The organism is Pseudomonas reactans (genome assembly GCF_013385825.1).
Classification (GTDB): Bacteria; Pseudomonadota; Gammaproteobacteria; order Pseudomonadales; family Pseudomonadaceae; genus Aquipseudomonas; species Aquipseudomonas reactans.
In genome coordinates this window covers 597,244-619,355 of sequence record NZ_JACAPG010000014.1, presented here as the reverse complement: position 1 = coordinate 619,355, position 22,112 = coordinate 597,244, and the positions used below count along the sequence as shown (strand labels likewise).

The 22,112-nt window shown below is 62.0% G+C and carries 18 protein-coding genes; 8 read left to right on the top strand and 10 right to left on the bottom strand.

From position 1 onward, the window contains the following. Positions 1-18 precede the first annotated feature (18 nt). A complete protein-coding gene (gene metC / locus HX868_RS19430) occupies positions 19-2,727 on the top strand; it encodes a cystathionine beta-lyase (protein WP_177004042.1) in 2,709 nt (902 codons plus the stop codon). A 42-nt stretch (positions 2,728-2,769) separates the two neighbouring features. Here metC and HX868_RS19425 read toward each other — a convergent pair whose 3' ends face one another. The 6 genes from HX868_RS19425 to HX868_RS19400 all read right to left on the bottom strand — a co-directional run bounded on the left by HX868_RS19425 (position 2,770) and on the right by HX868_RS19400 (position 8,973). Further along, positions 2,770-3,846, bottom strand: a complete 1,077-nt coding sequence (locus HX868_RS19425; protein WP_177004041.1) for a nucleoside hydrolase — start codon at positions 3,844-3,846, stop codon at positions 2,770-2,772. 27 nt (positions 3,847-3,873) lie between these two features. After that, entirely contained in the window at positions 3,874-5,184 is a 1,311-nt protein-coding gene (locus tag HX868_RS19420) for an MFS transporter (RefSeq protein WP_177004040.1), read from the bottom strand. A gap of 275 nt (positions 5,185-5,459) precedes the next feature. Continuing rightward, positions 5,460-6,092: an N-carbamoylsarcosine amidohydrolase gene (locus HX868_RS19415; RefSeq protein ID WP_177004039.1), complete on the bottom strand. Its 633-nt coding sequence runs from the start codon at positions 6,090-6,092 to the stop codon at positions 5,460-5,462. A 186-nt stretch (positions 6,093-6,278) separates the two neighbouring features. Then, entirely contained in the window at positions 6,279-7,031 is a 753-nt protein-coding gene (locus HX868_RS19410) for a maleate cis-trans isomerase family protein (RefSeq protein WP_016977977.1), read from the bottom strand. A 14-nt stretch (positions 7,032-7,045) separates the two neighbouring features. Next, positions 7,046-7,843: an alpha/beta fold hydrolase gene (locus HX868_RS19405; protein ID WP_177004038.1), complete on the bottom strand. Its 798-nt coding sequence runs from the start codon at positions 7,841-7,843 to the stop codon at positions 7,046-7,048. After that, entirely contained in the window at positions 7,840-8,973 is a 1,134-nt protein-coding gene (locus tag HX868_RS19400; RefSeq protein WP_016977979.1) for an FAD-dependent monooxygenase, read from the bottom strand. Before HX868_RS19400 ends, HX868_RS19405 begins: the two co-directional genes overlap by 4 nt. 308 nt (positions 8,974-9,281) lie before the next feature. Here HX868_RS19400 and HX868_RS19395 point away from each other — a divergent pair, with 308 nt between their 5' ends. The 4 genes from HX868_RS19395 to HX868_RS19380 all read left to right on the top strand — a co-directional run bounded on the left by HX868_RS19395 (position 9,282) and on the right by HX868_RS19380 (position 15,084). Continuing rightward, entirely contained in the window at positions 9,282-10,334 is a 1,053-nt protein-coding gene (locus tag HX868_RS19395) for a 2,5-dihydroxypyridine 5,6-dioxygenase (protein ID WP_078048281.1), read from the top strand. 157 nt (positions 10,335-10,491) lie between these two features. Then, positions 10,492-10,926 carry a MarR family transcriptional regulator gene (locus tag HX868_RS19390; RefSeq protein WP_177004037.1) on the top strand — a complete coding sequence of 145 codons (435 nt, stop codon included), beginning with the start codon at positions 10,492-10,494 and terminating at the stop codon, positions 10,924-10,926. 142 nt (positions 10,927-11,068) lie between these two features. After that, positions 11,069-11,551 (top strand): (2Fe-2S)-binding protein, encoded by a 483-nt coding sequence (locus HX868_RS19385; protein WP_177004036.1) that lies wholly within the window; start codon positions 11,069-11,071, stop codon positions 11,549-11,551. A 5-nt stretch (positions 11,552-11,556) separates the two neighbouring features. Beyond that, entirely contained in the window at positions 11,557-15,084 is a 3,528-nt protein-coding gene (locus HX868_RS19380) for a molybdopterin cofactor-binding domain-containing protein (protein WP_177004035.1), read from the top strand. On the opposite strand, the gene HX868_RS19375 is transcribed toward HX868_RS19380, so the two are convergent. Beyond that, a complete protein-coding gene (locus tag HX868_RS19375; protein ID WP_177004034.1) occupies positions 15,081-15,719 on the bottom strand; it encodes a TetR/AcrR family transcriptional regulator in 639 nt (212 codons plus the stop codon). The two genes, HX868_RS19380 and HX868_RS19375, sit on opposite strands and share 4 nt — an antisense overlap. Positions 15,720-15,879: 160 nt before the next feature. Between HX868_RS19375 and ggt the strand changes: the two genes are divergently transcribed. Beyond that, positions 15,880-17,604, top strand: a complete 1,725-nt coding sequence (ggt, locus tag HX868_RS19370; RefSeq protein ID WP_177004033.1) for a gamma-glutamyltransferase — start codon at positions 15,880-15,882, stop codon at positions 17,602-17,604. Positions 17,605-17,713: 109 nt separating this feature from the next. Here ggt and HX868_RS19365 read toward each other — a convergent pair whose 3' ends face one another. From HX868_RS19365 to HX868_RS19355, 3 genes are all read right to left on the bottom strand, one after another. Beyond that, entirely contained in the window at positions 17,714-18,232 is a 519-nt protein-coding gene (locus HX868_RS19365; protein WP_177004071.1) for an AAA family ATPase, read from the bottom strand. Beyond that, a complete protein-coding gene (gene pnuC / locus HX868_RS19360; RefSeq protein WP_016977988.1) occupies positions 18,229-18,792 on the bottom strand; it encodes a nicotinamide riboside transporter PnuC in 564 nt (187 codons plus the stop codon). Before pnuC ends, HX868_RS19365 begins: the two co-directional genes overlap by 4 nt. A 148-nt stretch (positions 18,793-18,940) precedes the next feature. Next, on the bottom strand, positions 18,941-20,575 hold the full coding sequence (locus tag HX868_RS19355; RefSeq protein WP_177004032.1) for a methyl-accepting chemotaxis protein: 1,635 nt from the start codon (positions 20,573-20,575) through the stop codon (positions 18,941-18,943). A 219-nt stretch (positions 20,576-20,794) separates the two neighbouring features. On the opposite strand from HX868_RS19355, the gene HX868_RS19350 reads away from it, so the two are divergent. Then, a complete protein-coding gene (locus HX868_RS19350; RefSeq protein WP_095016067.1) occupies positions 20,795-21,625 on the top strand; it encodes an undecaprenyl-diphosphate phosphatase in 831 nt (276 codons plus the stop codon). Continuing rightward, the gene (locus tag HX868_RS19345; RefSeq protein ID WP_177004031.1) at positions 21,622-22,005 is read left to right on the top strand and encodes a DUF1294 domain-containing protein; all 384 of its coding nucleotides are present in this window, start codon (positions 21,622-21,624) and stop codon (positions 22,003-22,005) included. The genes HX868_RS19350 and HX868_RS19345 overlap by 4 nt, the downstream gene beginning before the upstream one ends. Positions 22,006-22,112: the final 107 nt, after the last annotated feature.

The window sequence follows — 22,112 nt, the reverse complement described above, 5'->3', positions numbered from 1 at the left end:
TCAATTGTTGGGACTTCCATGAGCCAGACCATCACCCCCAGTCAACTGCAGCAATGGCTGTTCGACGGGCAGGAAATCGCCCTGTTCGACGTGCGCGAACACGGCCAATACGGTGAAGCCCACCTGTTTCACGGGGTGAACCTGCCCTATAGCCGCCTGGAGCTGGAAGTACGCCGCCTGGCGCCCAATCCGCAGGTGCGCCTGGTGATTTACGACCAGGCCGGCGGTGACGTTGCAGCGCGCACCGCAGCGCGTTTGGAGGGGCTGGGCTATGGCCGTGTGCATGTCTTGGAAGGGGGCGCCGAGGGTTGGCAGGCCGCCGGCTTGCAGCTGTTTGCCGGGGTGCACGTGCCATCCAAGGCGTTTGGCGAGTTGGTCGAAGAGGCCAGCCACACCCCGCATGTGACTGCTCGGCAATTGGCGGACTGGCAAGCGCGCGGCGAGCCGTTGGTGGTGCTGGACGGGCGGCCGTTCGATGAATACCGCAAGATGACCATTCCCGGCTCCATCTGCTGCCCCAACGGTGAACTGGGCTACCGCGTGCATGACCTGGTGCCGGATGACAGCACGCCCATCGTGGTCAACTGCGCCGGACGCACCCGCAGCATCATCGGCGCACAGACCTTGATCAACCTGGGTCTGAAGAATCCGATCTATGCCTTGGAAAACGGCACCCAGGGCTGGTACCTGGAAGATTTCCAACTGGAACACGGCAGCGCCCGGCGATATGCGGATCACGTCAGCAGCGATCTTGCCCAGCAGCGCCAGGCGGCGCAGCGACTGGCCGAGCGGGCAGGGGTGGTGACGGTGTCGGCGGATCAGGTGCGCCAGTGGGCCGATGACGCCCAACGTAGTCTGTTTCTGTGCGACGTGCGCACGGGTGAAGAGTTCGCACTCGGCACATTGCCGGGTGCGCAACATACGCCGGGGGGGCAGTTGATCCAGTCCACCGACCTTTACATCGGCGTGCGCCAGGCGCGCATTGTGCTGGTGGACAGTGATGGTGTGCGTGCACCGATTGTTGCCAGTTGGCTGCGCCAGTTGGGGCATGAGGCGTATGTATTGAACGGTGGCATCGACAGCGGGCTGGCCTTGCCGGTGTTGCAGCCGGTGGCGTATGAGCCGCTGCCGTTGATCAATGCCCAGGCGCTGGCCCTTGAATTGAACGATGTGAACCTGATCGACTTGCGCCCGAGCATGGCGTTTCGCAAAGGTCATATTGCAGGTTCGCGCTGGTCGATTCGCCCGCTGCTCAAAACCGACCATCGCCCGTTGGTGCTGGTAGCGGATGATCCTGCGTTGGCGGCCTTTGCTGCCGAAGGCCTGTCGGCACAATTGCTCGACGGCGGTGTTGCCGCCTGGGCCGCCTGGGCCGCCGCTGGCCTGCCGGTGACTGAAGACGCGCAAAACCCGCCCGACGCGCAGTGCATCGATTTCCTGTTCTTCACCCACGACCGTCACAGCGGCAACAAGGATGCCGCGCGCCAGTACCTGGCCTGGGAAATCGGCCTGTTGGCGCAGATGAGCACGGCAGAGATCGCCAGCCTTAAACCGCTGCCGGCACCGTCGCGGGTGCGCACTCGGCTGATACATGCGGCACGTACCGAAAAAGGCCATGGCGGCCGCGCGGTCAACGTGCCGATTACGCGCATCAGCACCGTGCTGTTCGACAACCTGGCGCAGATGCGTGACGCCCGTGCCCGCCGTGACAGTGAACGGGTGTTGACCTACGGCGCACGCGGCAACCCGACTTCCCACGCCCTGGAAGACCTGGTCACCGAACTGGAGGGCGGCTATCGCACCCGTCTCTACGGCACCGGCCTGGCCGCAGCGGCCCAGGTGTTCCTGGCGTATCTGCGCCCCGGCGATCATGTGCTGATCACCGATGCGGTGTATTCGCCGGTGCGCAAATTAGCCCGTGAATTCCTGCAAGCGTTTGGTGTTGAGGTCAGCTATTTCTCGCCTGATGGTCAGGGCCTGGAAGCCCAGTTGCAAGCCAATACCAAACTGGTCTATGCCGAAGTCCCGGGTTCGTTGCTCTACGAACTGTGCGACCTGCCCGCGATTGCCGCGTTGTGCAAACCGCGCAATATCCTGCTGGCCGTGGACAACACCTGGGGCTCGGGCTACCTGTATCGCCCGCTGGCGTTGGGCGCGGATATTTCCATCATGGCCCTCACCAAATACCTCGGCGGCCATAGCGACGTGATGATGGGCAGTGTGTGCACCACCCAGGCCGCGTGGCCGGCGCTGGGCCGGATGAGCGACACCTTCGGCAATGCCGTGAGTGCCGACGATGCCTACCTGATCCTGCGCGGTGCACGCACCCTGGCCTCGCGCCTGGATGTGCATGAGCGACAGGCATTGGACATCGCCCTGTGGTTGCAGGCCCAGCCCCAGGTCAAGCGCGTGTTCCATCCGGCGTTGCCTGGGCATCCCGGGCATGCGCTGTGGCGTCGGGACTTCACCGGCAGCAATGGCTTGCTCTCATTTGAATTGAACAGCACTGACCCGGCCTACCTCGAACGCTTTATCGACGGCCTGCAACTGTTCGGATTGGGCGCTTCATGGGGCGGCTATGAAAGCCTGGTCACTGTCGCCGATACCCAGGACCGCGACAGCGCGGCGGACCGAGGGCTGAACCCGGTGGTGCGCCTGCATATCGGACTGGAAGATGTGGCGGCGCTGATCGAGGACCTGCAACGCGGGTTCGCGCTGGCGGGTTGAGGCAGAAAAGCGCTCCCACCTTGCGTGGGAGCGCTTGGCCGGTCAGTGCTTGACCGGCGTTGGCAAGGTCACCAGATTGACGTAGCCATCCCAGAATTTCTTCTGGTCTACGCCGAACACTACCTTGGCTTTTTGCGTGCCCACAGGGGCGCCTTTCTGGTAGCCGAGTGCACGGCCGTAGTCGGCGCCGAAGGTGGCATCCACATCCACCCACAGATCCCGGGACTCGGTGACGATGTCCGGGTTGACCAGATACAGCGCCGGCAAGCTGTCCCAGGTAAAGCTGTGGTAGCTCGGGTCCTTGTCGAACAACGGGCCGAACTCGTGCTTGTACAGGTCGGCAATCGCGCCTTTCTGGGCAATCACGCGCTGGTACACCGTTTTGTCGAAGGTGACTTTCTCGCACACATCATTGGGGAAAATCACGTGCTCGATCGGCGAGCGCAACACGATCTTCGCGGCCTCCGGGTCAAACCACCAGTTGAATTCCGCCGCCGGCGTGGTGTTGCCCGGAATCTCCAGGGCGCCGCCCATGTACACGATGCGCTTGATCAACGGCACGATATCCGGCGCCGAACGGATCGCCAGGGCGACGTTGGTCAGCGGGCCGACCGCCAGGATCGTTACCTGATGCGGGTTGGCGCGCACGCTGTCGACGATGAATTGCGCGGCGGTTTCCTTGCGCAATTGGGTGTGTGTCGCCAGGCCATCGGGTGGCGCGATCAACTGCTTGGGTGAAGTAGGGCGGGGGTTCTTGAATGCCCCCGGCCAGCCGGAGCCGAACAGCGCCTTTTCCGCCTCGTAGGTGGCGTAGTCATGCAGCAGCGGGTAGGCGGCGCCGGAGTAGACGCCAACCTCTTTCTCCACGCCCATGCGCTCCACGGCCTTGAGTGCATCGACCTGCTCCTGGTCGACCCAGGCGTTGCCGCTGACCAGGGTCATGCCCAGCAGTTCGATGCGTTTTTGCGCATGGAGCTGGGCGAGCATGATGAAGGCCTGGCCGTCATCGTTGAGCACGTTGAAATCGGTGTCGAAAATGACTTTCTCCGCAGCCTGGGCGGTGCCGGCACACAGGCCGACGGCAACCAGCAGCGCGCAGCTTTTCAGGAAACCTTGCATGGTGATTCATCCGAAAAATTGTTGTTGTTAACGGTTCACCAGTTTCGCCGGCAAGGCGATGACCAGGAAGCTGCTGAGGATCAGGCAGCCGGCGAAAAACCACAAGGCACCGGCGCTACTGCCTGTGACGTCGATCGCAACGCCCATCAACGAGTTGCTCACCAAACCGGCGATATTCGCCACCGAACAGGCCAGGGCAAAACCGGTGGCCGCCGCAGTGCCTTTGAGAAAGGTCGCCGGCAGGCTGAAGAACACCGGCACCGCGCCGATGATCGCCGCCGAGGCAATCGCAAACAGCGCCACGGTGGCCGCCACGTTATGGGTAAAGAACGTGCTGGTGGCCATGGCCGCCGCGCCGATGAAAAACGGCACGATGATGTGCCAGCGGCGTTCGCGGTGCTTGTCGGAGCTGGCGCCGATCAGCAGCATGCCGAGCAGGGCGGCGACGCTCGGTAGTGCAGTGAGCACGCCGATATGGAAGGTGTCGGTGACCCCGGCGTTGCGGATGAACGTCGGCATCCAGAAGCCCATGGCGTAGGCGCTGAGCAGGATCGAGAAGTCGATACCGCCAAGCATCCACACTTTGAGGTTGAAGAAGCCGTCACGGAAACTGTGCTTGCTGGCGGAGCCGTCGGCGTCGTCCTTGCGCAACTCGGTTTCCAGCAGGGCCTTTTCCTCGTCCGACAGCCATTTGGCTTGCTGGTAGGTATTGGGCAGGGCCCAGAAGGTCAGCACGCCAAGCAGTACGCTCGGCACTGCTTCGATCAGGAACAGCCACTGCCAGCCACGCAGGCCGCCCATATGATCGAAGTGGCCCATGATCCAGCCTGACAGCGGGCCACCGATCACGCTGGACAGCGGCAGGCCGATCATGAACAGCGCGATGATGCGCCCGCGTCGGTGGGTGGGAAACCAGGTGGTCAGGTAGTACAGCACACCCGGCAGAAAGCCCGCCTCGGCGGCGCCGAGCAGAAAACGCAGGATGTAGAACTGGGTGGTGGAGGTGACCAGCATGGTGCAGGCCGAGAGCAGGCCCCAAGTGATCATGATGCGCGCGATCCAGATCTTCGCGCCGACCCGCTCCAGCACCAGGTTGCTGGGGACCTCAAAGAGGATATAGCCGACAAAGAACAGCCCGGCGCCGAGGCCGAACGCGGTTTCGCTGAACTGCAACTGGTCGAGCATCTGCAACTTGGCGAAGCCGATGTTGATGCGGTCCAAGTAGGCGGCCAGGTAGCAGAAGCACAGGAAGGGGATCAGCTTCCAGGTGATCTTGTGGTAAAGCGTGTTGACGGGGTCTGCGACTGTGGTCGCGGGCGCTGCATTCGCAATGGGCATTGGGTGTCTCCTGGCGGTGACTTATGGTTTTTATACAGCCGCTTTTGTTCCAGCACTTCGGAGTGCTGTAGAAGCGACTTCCAAAGGCAGTGTCAGAAGACTGAGGGCGGCGGTTAGACCCGGTCCGGTCCCTTGTAGGAGCCGGCTTGCCGGCGATGGCGGTCTCAGGGGCGCTATCGCCGGCAAGCCGGACTCCTACAGGGTGTGCATGTTGGGACGCTGGCCCTCAGTTTTTTTCAAAGACCGCGCTCTATGGCGCAGTTCTTAATAACGTCTTATTGCTCCCTGAACTTGCGCATTGCCTCCTGCTTGCTCACCACGTCGCCATACTTGCTGTCGATATCGAACAGGTTGGCTTCATGGGGCGCCGGGTGCCGATCGCCGACGCATTCGCGCACGACGATGGTGCGAAACCCGTGTTGCACCGCATCCACCGCCGTGGCGCGGATGCAGCCACTGGTGGAACAGCCGGCCAACACGACAGTGTCGATGCCTTGGGCATGCAGCATCGGCGCCAGGCTGCTGCCGAAAAATGCACTGGCGTACTGTTTGGTAATGACGACTTCCTCGGCCAGTGGCAACACCTCGGCGCAGAACGCCGCGAGTGGGTTGCCTTCGACCATGTCCTTCATCACCGGGGCTTTTTTCACCCAGATCCCACCATCGACGAAATGGCCGGGATGGTAGCGGATATTGGTGTGGACTACCGCAATCCCGTGTTGGCGTGCGGTGGCGAGCAGCTCGACGCTTTGCGCCACGGCCGTGACCACGCCGGGCGCGAACAGCGGCGCGCCTTCGGTGGTGTAGCCCTGCATGAAGTCGATCATCAGCAGCGCGGCCTTTTTGCCAAAACCGATGCGGTTGCCCCAGACGCCCTGGTAGTTGGCGTCGGCGGATTGTTCGGTCATCTATAGAGTCCTCATTTTAGGCCGCAAACATTCCCTGTGGAGAGCTTGCTTGTTGTGGCGAGCGGGCTTGCCCCGCGTTGGGCTGCGAAGCGGCCCCAAAAAAACGGGAGCGCTACGCACTCCAACGCGGGGCAAGCCCGCTCGCCACAAAAAAGCCCGCTCACCACAGAAGAGCTTTTAGCTCCACTAATAGGCACCGGAAAGCAGGGCACCGGCACCCGGCACGATGGGCTCCAGGTCCAACGCTTTGAGCATCGCGTAGGTGGTGGCAATGGCGGCGGTCAGCACCGGTTTGCCGGTTTGTGCCTCGACCTTGGCCACTACCGGCAGCGACTGCATCTGCACGCAGGCAGACAGCACGATCACGTCGACGCCTTCCAGGTTCATGCCGGCGACGATGGCTGGCAGGTTGGCCGGGTCGTGGCGGGCCACTTCGAGGTTGTCGGGAATTTCCAGGGCGCGCCAGTCCACGACGTCAAAGCCTTCTTCACGGATGTAGTTCACCACCAGCTCAGTCAGCGGTTTCATGTACGGCGCGACGATGGCGATGCGCTTGGCGCCCATCACTTTCAGGCCTTCGATCAAGGCGCCGGCGCTGGTGATCACGGGCGCGTTGGCGTCGTTGTCAGCGGTGGCTTTGCGCAGGCGCTGTTCGGAGTTGCGGTGATAACCCAAGCCCATGGCCATGATCGCCACCAGGCACGCATAACCCAGTACGTCGACCTTGGCGTCGGACAGCTCGACGGCGCAACGGTCGGATTCGCCGTCCATGGCCGCCAGTTCTTCCTTGCGCACTTGCTTCATGCGCATGCGGCTGGAGTGAAAGGTGAAGCGTTCGGGGCGGATCGCCTGGCGCGCGGTGAGCATCGCCGGGATCTCGGTTTCCATGGTGGTGTTGGAGCTCGGCACGATCTGGCCGATGCGGTAAGGCTTCTGCATGGTGGTCTCCGTTCTTATTGTGTGAGGAAGTCGCCGAGGGCGATGAAGAAGCCGTCGAGGTCATCCCACGGGATCATGTGCCCGGCATTCGGCACGCGGGCGACTTGGATGCTCGGTGCCAGGTCCTGAATCTCGGCAATGTCTTCGTCGAGGATCACGCCGCCACGTCCGGCCACTATCAACAGGGCGGGGGCCTTGAGCTGCGGCAGGTCCTGATGGAAATCCACTTCGTGGAAGTCATTGAAGGCACGCACGATGGCGGGCTCGTAGCAGGTGTGCAGCCATTCGGCGCGCAGTTGCAGTTGTTCCTGGGTCCAGGTGGCGCAGAAGGCGCGCATCGCCTCCGCGTCCATGCCGACCAGGGATTGGCGGATCGAATCGACGTACCACGGCAGCTTGCTCGGGTATTCGCGTCGGCCAGGGCCGGAGACCGGTGGGTCGATCAACACCACGCGCTTCACGCCTTGAGGGTGTTTGACGGCACTGCGTACGGCAAAGCGTGCACCCATGGAATGGCCCATCAGGTGGTAGCTGTCCAGGTTCAATGCGTCGGCAAAGGCAGCGATGTCCTCGGCGCAGGTGTCCGCGCTGTAATCCAGCTCGGGGCCCGTCGAGGACAGCCCGCGACCACGCACATCCAGCACGTAGGTGTCGAACTGCGCGCCGAGGCGCTCGGCAACAAAGCCCCAGGTGATGGCCGGGCTGGTGATGCCGGGGATCAGGATCAGCGCCGGGCCCTTGCCGCCGTAGCGCAGGTAGTGCTGGCGAATGCCATTGGCCTGCACGTTGCCGCCGTAGAGAAAAGTGCTCACGCGGCCACCCCCGATTTCAGCTCCTGGGCGTACAGGTCATAGCCGTAGACCCAGGCTGGATCTTCCTGGGTGCGCAGCCAGGTGTTGGCGTTGGACACGGCCTGCACGCGGGATGCGCGTTCCTTGCGGTTGGCTTCGTAGAGCTGGAAGGCGGTGCGGTAGTCGCTGATGCCGGTTTCCTGCAGGCAACGGGTGAGCATAGCGGCGTCTTCGATGGCCATGCCGGCGCCCTGGGCCATGTGCGGTTTCATCGGGTGGCAGGCATCGCCGAGGAGTACCAGACGGCCACGGCTCCACAACGGCAGCGGGTTGCGGTTGCGCAGCGGCCATTTGGTCACGCTTTCAGTGGATTCGATCAGGGCCTGGACGGTGGGGTGGTAGCCCTTGAAGGCGTCGAACATCTCTTCGCGGCTGCTGTCGACGAACGCGCCCTGGAAGTCCCATTCGGCATGGGGCACACCGGTCACGTAGTAGTACTCGTCGCGCTTGCCGGTGGTGTAGTAGACCATCATGTGGCGGTCTTCGGTCCACCACTTGATGCAGTCTTCGAACTTCAGGTCGTACTTGGCGAGCTGGTCACCCCGGATCAGCGCACGGTGCGCGACCCAGCCGCTGTACAGCGGTTTTTCCACGCCGAGCAGTTCTTCGCGGATCTTGGAATTGATGCCGTCGGCGCCGATCACGATGTCGGCGTAGGTCACCTGGCCATCGGCGAAGGTCAGGCGTACCTGGGTGTCGGTTTCTTCAAGGGTTTCCAGGCGCTTGTTGAAGTGCAGTGTGCCGGGCTTGAGGGTGGACATCTGCAGCGCATGCAGGTCGCCACGGTGCACGGTGATGTAGGACGCGCCATAGCCGGTAAGCGGGATACGCGACAGGTAGTCGCCGCTCTCGCCGCAACGGCTGAACCAGTGCTCGGGGTGCGAGCCCATCAGGTCCAGCTGCTTTTCGATGCCCATGCGGCGGAAGATTTTCATGATGTTGGGCCCCATGTGGATCCCCGCGCCCAACCGGGAAAACTCCGGCGCCTGCTCGTAGACATCCACGTCGAAGCCGGCTTGCTGCAACAGGGTGGCCGCGGCGGCGCCGCCCAAGCCCGCGCCAACGATGGCGATTTTTTGAGTGCTTCCCATGGGGCGTGTTCCTCTCTCTTTTTGATTTTTGGCGGTGTCTGGCCGCAAGGTTTTTAAAGTGTATACGCTCATATTTTTAAATTGGAAGCCTCTCTGCATGAATTTATTTTTTGGCCGTCATTATCCTATGTAACGTGATGTAGCTAATAAATACGGGGATTGTTTCGATAGGTAACGTTTTGGTGCGCCGCTTGCAGTCTGCCGACAATTCGGGTCTTATCGTTATTAAATGGCGTATACGCTATAAAAAACGCACTAGAGTGAAGCGCAGTGCCTGAACTTGGTGCAGTCCCACAGGAGACAGGAAAATGCCGGTAAGCGATTGCGAACTGACCCAGATGTTTGAACACGTGTTGACGCTGTCCAAGGTCGACCCGACCCAGAGCGTTGCCGTGCTCAAGAGCCATTACTCCGACCCGCGCACCGTGCGTGCCGCGATGGATGCTGCGCAGCGCCTGGGGGCCAAGGTGTATGCGGTGGAGTTACCGTCGTTCAACCATCCCAGGGCGATGGGCAATGACATGACCGCCTACTGCGGCGACACTGCGCTTACCGGCAATATCGCCGCCCAGCGTGCCCTGGAGGCCGCCGACCTGATCGTCGACACCATGATGCTGCTGCACTCGCCGGAGCAGGAACAGATCCTCAAGACCGGCACGCGCATTCTGCTGGCGGTGGAGCCGCCCGAAGTGCTGGCGCGCATGCTGCCGACCGAAGAAGACAAAGTGCGCGTGCTGGCGGCCGAGCAGTTGCTGAAAAAGGCACGCTCAATCCACGTGAAATCCCGTGCCGGCAGTGACTTCCGCGCGGCCTTGGGGCAGTACCCGTCGGTCACCGAATACGGTTTTGCCGATGAACCGGGGCGCTGGGATCATTGGCCGAGTGGTTTCCTGTTCTCCTGGCCCAACGAAGAAACCGCCGAAGGCGTGCTGGTGCTGGACATCGGCGACATCCTGCTGCCATTCAAGACCTATACCCGCGAGAAGATCACCCTGGAGATCGAGAAGGGCTTCATCACCAAGATCCACGGGGGATTCGAGGCCGAGTACCTGCGTGACTACATGAAGTACTTCAACGACCCTGAGGTGTACGGCATCTCCCACATCGGCTGGGGCCTGCAGCCACGGGCACAGTGGACGGCCATGGGCTTGCACGACAAGAACGACGGCATGTGCATGGACGCGCGGGCGTTCTATGGCAACTTCCTGTTCTCCACCGGGCCGAATACCGAAGTGGGCGGGACACGCAAGACGCCGTGCCATATGGATATTCCGCTGCGCAATTGCGATGTGTACCTGGATGATGAAGCAGTGGTCATCGCCGGTGACGTCGTCGCCCCGCCAGCCTCCCTGGCCCGTTGACCATCCCACCCCTGTAGGAGCGAGCTTGCTCGCGAAAAACGCAATCACAACGCGGGGAGCCAGGTTCCCCGCGTTATCGTTGACCACCTTCGCGAGCAAGCTCGCTCCTACAGGGTTAATATGCATCCCCATCGTTAGCCACCCACCGAGCCCCGCCGTGCCAGATTCCTACGTCTTTTCTGAACAAGTCGGCCACCTGTTGCGCAAGGCCTACCAGCGCCACTTGGCGATCTTTCAGCAGAATGTCGGCGACTCCCAGCTCACCGCCGTGCAGTTCGTCACCCTGTGTGCCCTGCGCGATCACGGTGCAAGCTCCCTGACCGAACTGGTCAAGGCCACGGCCGTGGACCAGGCGACCATTCGCGGCATCGTCGAGCGACTCAAGGCCAAGGAACTGATCAGCCTGGAGCCGGACCCGCAGGACAAGCGCAAAGTGGTGGTGGACTTGTCCCCGGCAGGTGCCGAACTGGTCGCCCAGACCGCGCCGCGCGCCGCGCAGATCACCGAATTGACCCTGAGCAATCTCAACCCGGCCGAACGGGTTGCGGTGCTGTTCCTGTTGCGCAAGATGATCGACGACCCGCAGGATTAATCCCCGCTGGCATTGATCTTGCTCTGAGTTCATGTAGTAGCCACTTCATTCGTCAAGTGTGTCGTGAGACCCCAGGTCCACGACGCTTTTTTTTGACTATTTGATGTAGTGTCTACTTCACCAACTGTTACGGGCGAAGCGAATGATCAGCCAGCACATCACGGTAACGCTTGAGGTCAATGGGCAAAAAAGCGACGTCAGCGCCATGGCGGACACGCCGCTGTTGCTGGTGCTGCGCAATGACCTGGAACTCAATGGCCCCAAATACGGCTGCGGCCTCGGGGAGTGCGGTGCGTGCACCGTGATCATCGATGGGGTGGCGGCCCGTTCCTGTGTGTTTCCGTTGTCGGGTGCCGCAGGCCGCGAAATTGTCACCCTTGAAGGCCTGGGCTCGCGCCAGGCGCCGCACCCGGTACAACAAGCCTTCATCGACGAACAGGCCGCGCAATGTGGCTACTGCCTCAACGGCATGATCATGACCACCAAGGCCTTGCTCGACCGTAACCCCAACCCCAGCGAAGCCGAGGTGCGCAACGAGCTGTCGGGCAACCTCTGCCGTTGCGGCACCCATATCGAAATCCTGCGCGCCGTGTTGCGTGCGGCCCGCCTGATGACCGTGGATTGATGACCATGACCGACACCCCCCTTTCCCGTGACCAGTGGCTGGCCAAGGCCGGCGTTTTGTTGATTGTCGATGATGTGTTGCCGCCTTCTGGGCCGGTGGCCAAGGGCGGCACGCCCACCGTGAAACCTAAGGAGCTGGGGCTGTTCATTGCGGTAAACGATGATGGTCTGGTGTACGCGTTCAATGGCCATGTGGACCTGGGCACCGGCATTCGCACGTCGTTGGCGCAGATCGTCGCCGAAGAGCTCGACCTGGCGATGGAGCAGGTGAAGATGGTGCTCGGCGACACCGAGCGTGTGCCCAACCAAGGGGCGACCATCGCCAGTGCAACCTTGCAGATATCCGCGGTGCCCCTGCGCAATGCCGCAGCCGAAGCGCGGCGTTTCCTGTTGGCGCGGGCGGCGGGGCGCCTGGGTGTGAGCACGGCCAGCCTGAAGGTCGATGCTGGCGTCATTCACGCGGCAGATGGGCGCTCCACGACATATGCCGAACTGGTCAGCGGCCAGCATGACCAACTGCGCATCAGCGGTGACGCCCCGCTCAAACCCATCGAGGACTACCGGCTGGTGGGCAAGGGCGCTGCGCGAGTGGATATCCCCGGCAAAGCCACTGGCGAGCTGACCTACGTACACGACATGCGCGTGCCGGGCATGCTCCATGGCCGGGTGATTCGCCCGCCGTATGCCGGGCTCGATTGCGGCGACTTTGTCGGCAACAGCCTGTTGAGTGTGGATGAAGCGTCCATCGCGCATATCCCTGGCATCGTCGCGGTGGTGGTGATCCGCGATTTTGTCGGCGTGGTGGCACTGCGAGAAGAGCAGGCCGTCAAGGCCGCCAGCGAATTGCAGGTGCACTGGAAACCCTGGAACAACGCTTTACCGGACATGAGTGATGTCGAGCAGGCGATCCGCGACAATCCTCGCGTACGCCGCACCGTGCTTGACCAGGGCAATGTCGACGAGGCCCTGGCAGGCGCCAGCCAACGCATGCCGCGCAGTTATCTCTGGCCGTACCAGATGCACGGTTCGATCGGCCCCTCCTGCGGCGTTGCGGATTATTCGCCAGCCGGCAGCCGGGTGTGGTCAGGCAGCCAGAACCCGCACCTGCTGAGGGCCGACCTGGCATGGCTGCTGGAGTGCGATGAAGCGCTGATCGATGTGATCCGCATGGAAGCCGCCGGCTGCTACGGGCGCAATTGTGCGGATGATGTGTGCGCCGATGCCTTGCTGTTGTCCCGCGCGGTGGGCAAACCGGTGCGCGTGCAATTGACCCGCGAGCAGGAACACCTATGGGAGCCTAAGGGCACCGCGCAACTGATGGATGTCGATGGCGGCCTCAATGCCGATGGCAGCATCGCCGCCTACGACTTTGAAACCAGCTACCCCTCCAATGGCGCGCCGACCCTGGCGCTGTTGCTGACCGGCCGTGTCGAGCCGGTGGCGGCGATGTTCGAGATGGGCGACCGCACCTCGATCCCGCCTTACGACATCGACGATATGCGCGTGACCATCAACGACATGGCGCCCATCGTGCGCGCCTCGTGGATGCGCGGTGTGTCGGCCTTGCCCAACACCTTTGCCCACGAATCCTATATCGACGAACTGGCTTTCGCCGCCGGCGTCGACCCGGTGGAATACCGCCTGCGTTACCTCAAGGACGAGCGCGCCATCGACTTGGTGAAATCCACCGCCGAACGCGCCAACTGGGTGCCGCGCACGGCGCCGATGCAAACCGCGAACGAGGATCACCTGTTGCGTGGCCGTGGCTTCGCCTATGCGCGCTATATCCACAGCAAATTCCCTGGTTTCGGTGCGGCCTGGGCGGCGTGGGTGGCGGATGTGGCCATCGACAAACAGACCGGCGATGTGTCGGTGACCCGCGTGGTGATCGGGCATGACTCGGGCATGATGATCAACCCGGCCGGGGTGCAGCATCAGATCCACGGCAATGTGATCCAGTCCACCAGCCGTGTGTTGAAGGAGCGGGTGACCTTTGAAGAGTCGACGGTGGCGAGCAAGGAGTGGGGCGGTTATCCGATCCTGACCTTCCCCGAAGTGCCAAAGATTGACGTGATGATGATGCCGCGCCAGGACCAGCCGCCGATGGGCGCCGGCGAGTCGGCCTCGGTGCCCAGTGCAGCAGCAATCGCCAATGCGATCTATGACGCCACCGGCATCCGTTTTCGCGAACTGCCGATCACCCCGGAGCGAGTGCTGGCGGCATTGAGCGCGGGCAGCTTGGGCGAGCCTGCCAAGTCGCCGGAGAAACGCCGCAAATGGTGGTTTGGTGCGCTGTTCGCCACGTTGGGGGCGGTGCTCGCGACGGCCTGGCCGTTCCACAGTGAAATCGCACCGATTGCACCGCCCAGCGCCGGCATCTGGTCCAAGGCGACCTTGGAGCGCGGACGGTTGCTGGCGGCGGTGGGTGACTGCGCGGTGTGCCACACGGCGCCCGGTGGCGCGACCAATGCCGGTGGATTGGCCATGGAAACGCCGTTCGGCACGCTGTACAGCAGCAATATCACGCCGGACGTGAAGACCGGCATCGGCGCCTGGTCCTACCCGGCGTTCGAGCGGGCGATGCGCGACGGCATTGGTCGTGACGGGCGCAATCTGTATCCGGCGTTTCCCTACACGGCGTTTCGCAATATCAACGATGCAGACATGCAAGCGCTGTACGCCTATTTGATGTCCCAGGCCCCGGTGAGCCAGGCGCCGACGCCGAATGCGATGAGCTTTCCGTTCAATCTGCGGCCGTTGATGGCAGGTTGGAATGCCCTGAACCTGCGACGCGGTGAAATCTCAGTGCAGCCTGAGCGCAGTGAACAATGGAATCGCGGCAATTATCTGGTCAACGGCCTGGGCCACTGCGCCGCCTGCCATTCGCCGCGCAACCTGATGGGGGCGGAGAAGGGCGGTAAGTCCTTCCTTGCCGGTGGCAGGGTCGATGGTTGGGAGGCGCCGGCCCTCAATGGTTTGTCCAAGGCCCCGACACCGTGGACCGAAGACCAACTGTTTAGCTACCTGAGCACCGGCTATTCCGACGCCCATGGCGTGGCGGCAGGCCCGATGGGGCCGGTGGTCAGTGAATTGTCGAAACTGCCCAAGGCGGATATCCGCGCGATGGCGGTGTACCTGGCCTCGCTCAACGGTGATGCGGCTGCCGAGGCCCAGGTGGTTGCGGCGGCCAGTGTGCCGAACCCCAATGGCCGACGAGTGTTCGAAGGTTCATGCAAGGCCTGCCATGCGGATGGCCTGGGGCCGAAGCTGTTTGGGGTGAGCCCGTCGTTGGCGACCAATACCAACGTGCACAGTGATCAGCCGGATAATTTGATCAAGGTGATTTTGCAAGGCATCAGCAACCCGGCGACCAAGGATCTGGGGTACATGCCGGGGTTCAAGGACAGTTTGTCCAATAGTCAGGTGGCGGATCTGGCGGCCTACCTTCGCGGCAAGTTCGCGCCGAATGCGCCACAGTGGAAGGGCCTGGAACAGAAGGTGGCGCATTTTCGCGCCAATCCAGGCACCCATTAAGGTGTCACGCCGCGCACCACCAAGTCACTGATAAACCCCAGCCAATCCTGTTGCTGGCCTTTGTTTGCCAGGTCTTCACCGAGGAACGAGCTGAGGGTGTGGCGGTTGGAGTTATAGAAGTAGCACAGCGAGGCGATCATCAAGTACACGTGCTTGAGGTCCACGTCCCGGCGAAACACGCCTTGGGCCTGGCCCGCCTCGATGATCGGGCGCAGCACGCCGACCGCTTCCCCGGACAACCTGCGCATCTCGCCGGACTGTTGCGCGTGCTTACCCTGGTGCAGGTTCTCGATGCTCAGGATTGCCACGAATTCCGGGTGCTTGATGTAGTAATGCCAGATAAACGCCACCAGGTCGCGCAGCGCCTGCTCCGGTGCGTCCAGGTTCAGCTTGAGCTTGCTTTCTGCTTTGTTGAATTGCTCGTAGGTGTGTTCCAGCACGCAAACGAACAGGTGTTCCTTGCTGCCGAAATAGTAATAGAGCATGCGGTCGTTGGAATCCGCTGCCTTGGAGATGGTGTCGACACGCCCGCCGGAGTAACCGTCGCGGGTGAACACCTTGACCGCCGCCTGCAGGATGCGCGCGCGGGTCTGGTCGGCCTGCTGGGCGCGGATGCCGGTCTTCTTGATCGCCATGTGAAAGTGCCTGGTCAGACAGTCTGGGCGCGAAATATAGCATGGGGCTTTTCGCGTCCGTTCTGTGACCGACAAGTTCTGTAACAAAAGCGTCATTGCGCTGGGGATTGGATCCGGGAGGAGCTATTTTGGTGCGTCTCAATAACTAGAGTAGCCATCGATGAAATACCAACCCTTCAGCCGTACCCTGATCGCCACCGCCCTGGTCTTGACAGTCAGTGGTGTGCACGCCGCGTCGCAGGCCCCGGTGGCCGGTGAAAATGGCATGGTGGTGACGGCCCAGCATTTGGCAACTCATGTCGGCGTGGATGTGCTCAAGGCCGGCGGCAACGCGGTCGATGCGGCCGTGGCCGTGGGCTACGCGCTGGCGGTGGTGTACCCGGCGGCGGGTAACCTGGGTGGCGGCGGTTTCATGACCGTGCAACTGGCGGACGGGCGCAAGACCTTCCTCGACTTCCGCGAAAAAGCCCCGCTGGCGGCCACCGCCAACATGTACCTGGACAAAGACGGCAATGTCATCGAAGGCCTCAGCGCCAAGGGGCACTTGGCCGTAGGCGTGCCCGGCACCGTCTCGGGCATGGAACTGGCCCTGAGCAAATACGGCACCCTGAAGCGCGCCCAAGTCATCGCCCCGGCGATCAAGCTGGCGGAAAACGGCTTCGAGCTGGAGCAGGGCGATATCGACCTGTTGCACACCGCCACCGGCGAGTTCGAAAAAGACAAGGACATGCGCGGGATCTTCCTGCACAACGGCCAGCCGATGCAGGTCGGCCAGAAGCTGGTGCAGAAAGACCTGGCCAAGACCCTCAAGGAAATCTCGGCCAAGGGCAACGACGGTTTCTATAAAGGCTGGGTCGCCAAGGCCCTGGTGGACTCCAGCCAAGCCGGCAAAGGCATCATCACCCAGGCTGACCTCGACAAGTACAAGACCCGCGAACTGGCGCCCATCGAGTGCGACTACCGTGGCTACCACGTGGTCTCGGCACCGCCTCCCAGCTCCGGCGGCGTAGTGATCTGCCAGATCATGAACATCCTCGAAGGCTACCCGATGGCCGACCTCGGCTATCACTCGGCCCAGGGCCTGCACTACCAGATCGAAGCGATGCGCCACGCCTACGTGGACCGCAACAGCTACCTCGGCGACCCGGACTTCGTGAAGAACCCGATCGAGCATCTGCTGGACAAAAACTACGCGGCGAAACTGCGCGACGCCATCGAACCGCAAAAAGCCGGTGATTCCCAGGCAATCAAACCGGGCGTGTCGCCCCACGAAGGCAACAACACCACCCACTATTCCATCGTCGACAAGTGGGGCAATGCGGTCTCGGTCACCTACACCCTCAACGACTGGTTCGGTGCGGGTGTGATGGCGAGCAAGACCGGGGTGATCCTCAACGATGAAATGGACGACTTCACCGTCAAGGTCGGCGTGCCGAACATGTACGGGCTGGTCCAGGGTGAAGCCAACGCCATCGCGCCAGGCAAGGCGCCGCTGTCGTCGATGAGCCCGACCATCGTGACCAAGGACGGCAAGGCTGTGATGGTGGTCGGTACGCCGGGTGGCAGTCGCATCATTACCGCGACCTTGCTGACCATCCTGAATGTCATCGACTACAAGATGAATATCCAGGAAGCCGTGGACGCGCCGCGTTTCCACCAGCAATGGATGCCGGAAACCACCAACCTTGAAACCTTTGCGGTGAGCCCGGACACCCAGAAGATCCTTGAGAGCTGGGGCCACAAGTTTGCCGGGCCACAGGATGCCAACCACCTGGCGGCAATCCTGGTCGGCGCGCCGTCCCTGGGTGGTAAGCCAGTGGGTAACAACCGCTTCTATGGCGCGAATGACCCGCGGCGCAACACGGGCCTGTCCTTGGGTTACTAAACGCTGTTGCTCACTGTAGGAGCGAGCTTGCTCGCGAAGAACGTCAACGGTAACGCGGGCGTTCTGGTTTAACGCGGTGCCCTTGCGATTTTCGCGAGCAAGCTCGCTCCTACAGTAGTTTCTCTACCGCAGCAAACGCCGCCGCTCGGCGCGCTTGCCAATCCCCCCGAATCACCACCACCGGCTGTTGATGCTGCTGCATCCACTCCAGGCTGTCCTGGAAAAACGCCCGGCGATCCGCCAGTTGCGGCTGGCAGCGTTGGCCGTCGGCGGCCCATTCCACATCCTCCGGCGACAACAACAGGTGCAGGTCGTAATGACGCGCCAGCAGTTCGCTGTCGAGCCAGGCCGGGTAGTCACCGAACAGGGTCTGGCTCCAGAGCTTGTTGGTCAGCAGGTGTGTATCGAGGATCAACAGTTCCGGCTGCTGGGCGCGGGCGGCGTCTTCCCAGACCAGTTGGCCACGGGCGATGGCCGGGATGTCGGCCAGGGTGGTGTCGCGTTGATGGTGATCGATGAAATAACGCACGTATTCGCCCACCATCAACCCGCCGAAATGCGCCTGCAGTTCCGCCGCCAGCCAGCTTTTACCGCTGGATTCCGGGCCGGCCAGTACCACCACCTTCATGCGTGCAACGCCGGGTCGGCGCGCCATTCACGCCAGCCTTGCACGGCAATCACGGTGAACAGCGCGTAGAGCGCGGCAGTGAGGTAGAGGCCTTTGTAGAGGAACAGCCCGACGAAGATCACATCCACGGCAATCCACAGTGGCCAGCACTGCACGCGCTTCTGCGCCATCCACATCTGCGCCACCAGGCTGAAGCCGGTGAGGGCGGCGTCGAGCCAGGGCTGGGCGGCATCCGTCCAGTGAGCCATGGCGGCGCCGAGCAATAGGCTGCCAACGGCGCCCACCGCGAGGCTGGCCATGATTGCCGGCACGCCGAGGCTGCTGACCTGACGCCCTTGCTTGACCTCGCCGGCGCGGGTCCACTGCCACCAACCGTAGACTTGCAGTGCGGCGTAGACCACCTGCAGCAGCATGTCGGAATAGAGTTTCACGTCGAAAAACACCCAGGTGTAGAGCAACACCATCACCAGGCCGATGGGCCAGCACCAGGGGTTTTGCTTGACGGTCAGCCACACGGCAATCACCCCGAGGGCGGCGGCGAACAGTTCAAGCCCGGACATGGTGGTTCCTTGGGAGAGTGGAAGAGGGCGGGGATTGTAACCAAAGATGATCATTTGTAGGAGCCGGCTTGCCGGCGATGGCGGCCTTGAGTAGTGCGCGGGTCTCAAGGGCCTTATCGCCGGCAAGCCGGCTCCTACAAGTGGGGTGTCAGACTTTGAATTGGCGCAAGAGCCCATCGAGTTGGTCGCTCAGGCCACGCAAATGCGCACTCGCCACACTCGACTGTTCTGCCGCCAGTGCGGTGCTGTGGGACAGGCCGGCGGCCTGGGTGACGTTCTGGTTGATGTCTTCCACGACATGGGCCTGTTGCAGGGTGGCGCTGGCAATCGAGGCGTTGAGGCCGTTGAGGTTGCGCAGCGCCTGGCCGATCGCGGTCAGGCTGGCACCGGCCTGGCCGGCCTGCTCGATGGTCAGTTGCGAGGCGCTGTGGCTGTCGCTGATCACCTTGACCGCCGCTTCCGAGTGGCCTTGCAGGCGTTCGATCATGCCCTGGATCTCGGCGGTGGATTTTTGCGTGCGCTGGGCCAGCAACCGCACTTCATCGGCCACCACGGCAAAACCACGCCCTTGCTCGCCCGCACGGGCCGCCTCAATCGCCGCATTAAGCGCCAACAGGTTGGTCTGGTCGGCGATCGAGCGGATCACTTCAAGCACGCTGCCGATCTGGGTACTTTCCGCAGACAGGGTGCGAATCACTTCCACCGCCTGGCTGATGGTGCCGGAGAGCTGGTCGATCTGCTGCAGGCTGCCGTCGATATTCACTTGGCCTTGCTGCGCCTGGGCCTGTGCATCGCGCATTTCGCTGGCGGCGTGTTCGGCGTTCTTGGCCACGTCCTGTACGCCGTAGGTGACTTCGTTGATGGCGGTGGCCACCAGTTCCATCTGCTGGGATTGTTGCTGGCTGCGGTCATGGGCCTGGGTCGCGTTGCTGCCCAGTTCCTGGGAAGACTGGCCCAGTGCATTGGCGCACACCTGCAACTGGCCCACCACCTGTCGCAGCTTGGCGGTGAAGCTGTTGAAATGCCGGGACAGTTGAGTCACTTCGTCCTGGCCGTGGGTATCGAGGCTGCGAGTCAGGTCGCTTTCGCCGCTGGCGATGTTACCCATGGCGTTCACCGCGTCCTGCAATGGCCGCACAATACTGCGGGCGATCATTGAGACCAGCAGCGCCATCACCAATGCGATCCCCAGGCCGATGAACGAGGCTTTCCATACCTGGCCGCTGAACTCGGCCTGCACATCGTCGACGTACACACCGGAGCCGATGATCCAGCCCCACGGTTCGAACAGTTGGATATACGAGGTCTTGGCCACCGGCGCTTCGGCACCTGGTTTTGGCCAACGATAGTTGACGATGCCGGCGCCCTTGGCCTTGGCCAGGATCACGAATTCGTTGAACACGGCAAACCCGTCAGGGTCGCGGATGGCCGAGAGGTTCTGGCCGTCGAGCTTGGGGTTGGCCGGGTGCATGATCATCACGGGCGTGAGGTCATTGATCCAGAAATAGTCGTCATGGTCGTAACGCAAGCCACGCACCGCGCTCAAGGCTTGCTTCTGGGCGGCTTCGCGGGTCATCACGCCCGTGGTTTCGAGGCCGTGATAAAACGTCAGAATGCCGCTGGCGGTCTGGACCACGTGTTGGGTCTGCTGGCGCTTGGCCTGGTACAGGTCGTCATGAATCTGCTTGAGCATCAGCAAACCCAGGGCCAGCAGCATCAGCACGGCGACTATCAGGATCAGCCACAGGCGCCGGCTGATCGACATATTGCGCAAACTGTTCATCGTCCTGTCACTCCGTGCTTTTTATAATTGTGGGTGCCGCATCGACTTTTCCGCCTTGTCTGATAGGCTTTCGGCCTGTATTCGGAAAACCTGAGTACTGTCTGATTTTTCACAAGATTTTTGCAGGTCGGGGTTGAAACTCAACACCGCGTCTTGTCGTCAGTGAACCATTAAAAAGATTAACGAGGCTTGCCGTAGAGCAAGACCTTTGGGGGAAGCATGGATTTTTGGACCGCCATACAGGCATTGATTCTTGGCGTTGTGGAGGGGCTGACCGAGTTCCTGCCGATTTCCAGCACCGGCCACCAGATCATCGTCGCCGACTTGCTCGACTTTACCGGCGATCGCTTCAATGCGTTCAACATCATTATTCAGCTGGGCGCGATCCTGGCGGTGGTGTGGGAGTTTCGCGGCAAGATTTTCGAAGTGGTCAGCGGCCTGCCGACCCAGCGCAAGGCCCAGCGGTTTACCGTCAACCTGCTGATCGCCTTCCTGCCGGCAGTGGTGCTGGGGGTGATTTTCGCCGACCTGATTCACCACTACCTGTTCAACCCGATCACCGTGGCCACGGCGCTGGTGGTGGGTGGCGTGATCATGTTGTGGGCCGAGCGCCGCGAGCATGAAGTGCACGCTGAAACCGTCGATGACATCACCTGGAAAGATGCGCTCAAGGTCGGCCTGGCCCAGTGCCTGGCGATGATCCCAGGGACTTCGCGTTCCGGCTCGACCATTATTGGTGGCTTGCTATTTGGGCTGTCGCGCAAGACCGCCACCGAGTTCTCGTTCTTCCTGGCGATGCCGACCATGGTCGGTGCGGCGGTGTATTCGGGCTACAAGTACCGTGACCTGTTCCAGCCTGCGGACTTGCCGGTGTTCGCCATTGGCTTTGTGACCTCGTTCATCTTCGCGATGATCGCGGTGAAGGGCTTGCTCAAGTTCATCGCCAGTCACAGCTATGCGGTGTTTGCCTGGTATCGCATTGCGTTCGGTTTGCTGATCCTGGCGACCTGGCAGTTCGGCTGGATCGACTGGGCGGCGGCCAAGGCATGATGATCCAGCAGCCGCGCTTGAAGGCGGCGATCTTTGTGCTGCTGTGTGCGGCGCCGTTTGTGGGCTCGGTGCTGGTGTGGCAGCGCGGCGAGACTGTGATTCCGCTGGCTGCCTATGGCCTGGTCAGCGTGATCGCGTTTTTCCTCTACTGGAGCGACAAACGCAAGGCGCGTACCGACAGTTGGCGCACTCCGGAAAATATTCTGCATGCTGTGGAACTGGCGGGCGGCTGGCCGGGGGCGTTGATTGCTCAGCAGGTGTTCCGGCACAAGACGCGCAAGGTGTCTTATCAGGTGTTGTTTTGGGTGATTGTGTTGTTGCATGAGGTGTTCTGGCTGGATCAGTTGGTTCTGGGGGGCACTCTATGGTCATTGCTCTAGTAGGCGCAGGTATCCGCACTACTCCGTAGCAACCTTCGCTAACCACGATGCGAAGCGAGCCGCTCTTGATCTTGCTTTTGATCTTAGGCGCCCCGTTAAACACGCTG

Coding starts and splice junctions, on each gene's coding strand:
- HX868_RS19380 (WP_177004035.1), top strand. CDS start 11,557: ATGACCGACACCCCCCTTTCCCGTGACCAGTGGCTGGCCAAGGCCGGC.
- HX868_RS19425 (WP_177004041.1), bottom strand. CDS start 3,846: ATGCAAGGTTTCCTGAAAAGCTGCGCGCTGCTGGTTGCCGTCGGCCTG.
- ggt (WP_177004033.1), top strand. CDS start 15,880: ATGAAATACCAACCCTTCAGCCGTACCCTGATCGCCACCGCCCTGGTC.
- HX868_RS19385 (WP_177004036.1), top strand. CDS start 11,069: ATGATCAGCCAGCACATCACGGTAACGCTTGAGGTCAATGGGCAAAAA.
- HX868_RS19345 (WP_177004031.1), top strand. CDS start 21,622: ATGATGATCCAGCAGCCGCGCTTGAAGGCGGCGATCTTTGTGCTGCTG.
- HX868_RS19365 (WP_177004071.1), bottom strand. CDS start 18,232: ATGAAGGTGGTGGTACTGGCCGGCCCGGAATCCAGCGGTAAAAGCTGG.
- HX868_RS19350 (WP_095016067.1), top strand. CDS start 20,795: ATGGATTTTTGGACCGCCATACAGGCATTGATTCTTGGCGTTGTGGAG.
- HX868_RS19400 (WP_016977979.1), bottom strand. CDS start 8,973: ATGGGAAGCACTCAAAAAATCGCCATCGTTGGCGCGGGCTTGGGCGGC.
- HX868_RS19375 (WP_177004034.1), bottom strand. CDS start 15,719: ATGGCGATCAAGAAGACCGGCATCCGCGCCCAGCAGGCCGACCAGACC.
- HX868_RS19355 (WP_177004032.1), bottom strand. CDS start 20,575: ATGAACAGTTTGCGCAATATGTCGATCAGCCGGCGCCTGTGGCTGATC.
- HX868_RS19395 (WP_078048281.1), top strand. CDS start 9,282: ATGCCGGTAAGCGATTGCGAACTGACCCAGATGTTTGAACACGTGTTG.
- HX868_RS19415 (WP_177004039.1), bottom strand. CDS start 6,092: ATGACCGAACAATCCGCCGACGCCAACTACCAGGGCGTCTGGGGCAAC.
- HX868_RS19420 (WP_177004040.1), bottom strand. CDS start 5,184: ATGCCCATTGCGAATGCAGCGCCCGCGACCACAGTCGCAGACCCCGTC.
- HX868_RS19410 (WP_016977977.1), bottom strand. CDS start 7,031: ATGCAGAAGCCTTACCGCATCGGCCAGATCGTGCCGAGCTCCAACACC.
- metC (WP_177004042.1), top strand. CDS start 19: ATGAGCCAGACCATCACCCCCAGTCAACTGCAGCAATGGCTGTTCGAC.
- pnuC (WP_016977988.1), bottom strand. CDS start 18,792: ATGTCCGGGCTTGAACTGTTCGCCGCCGCCCTCGGGGTGATTGCCGTG.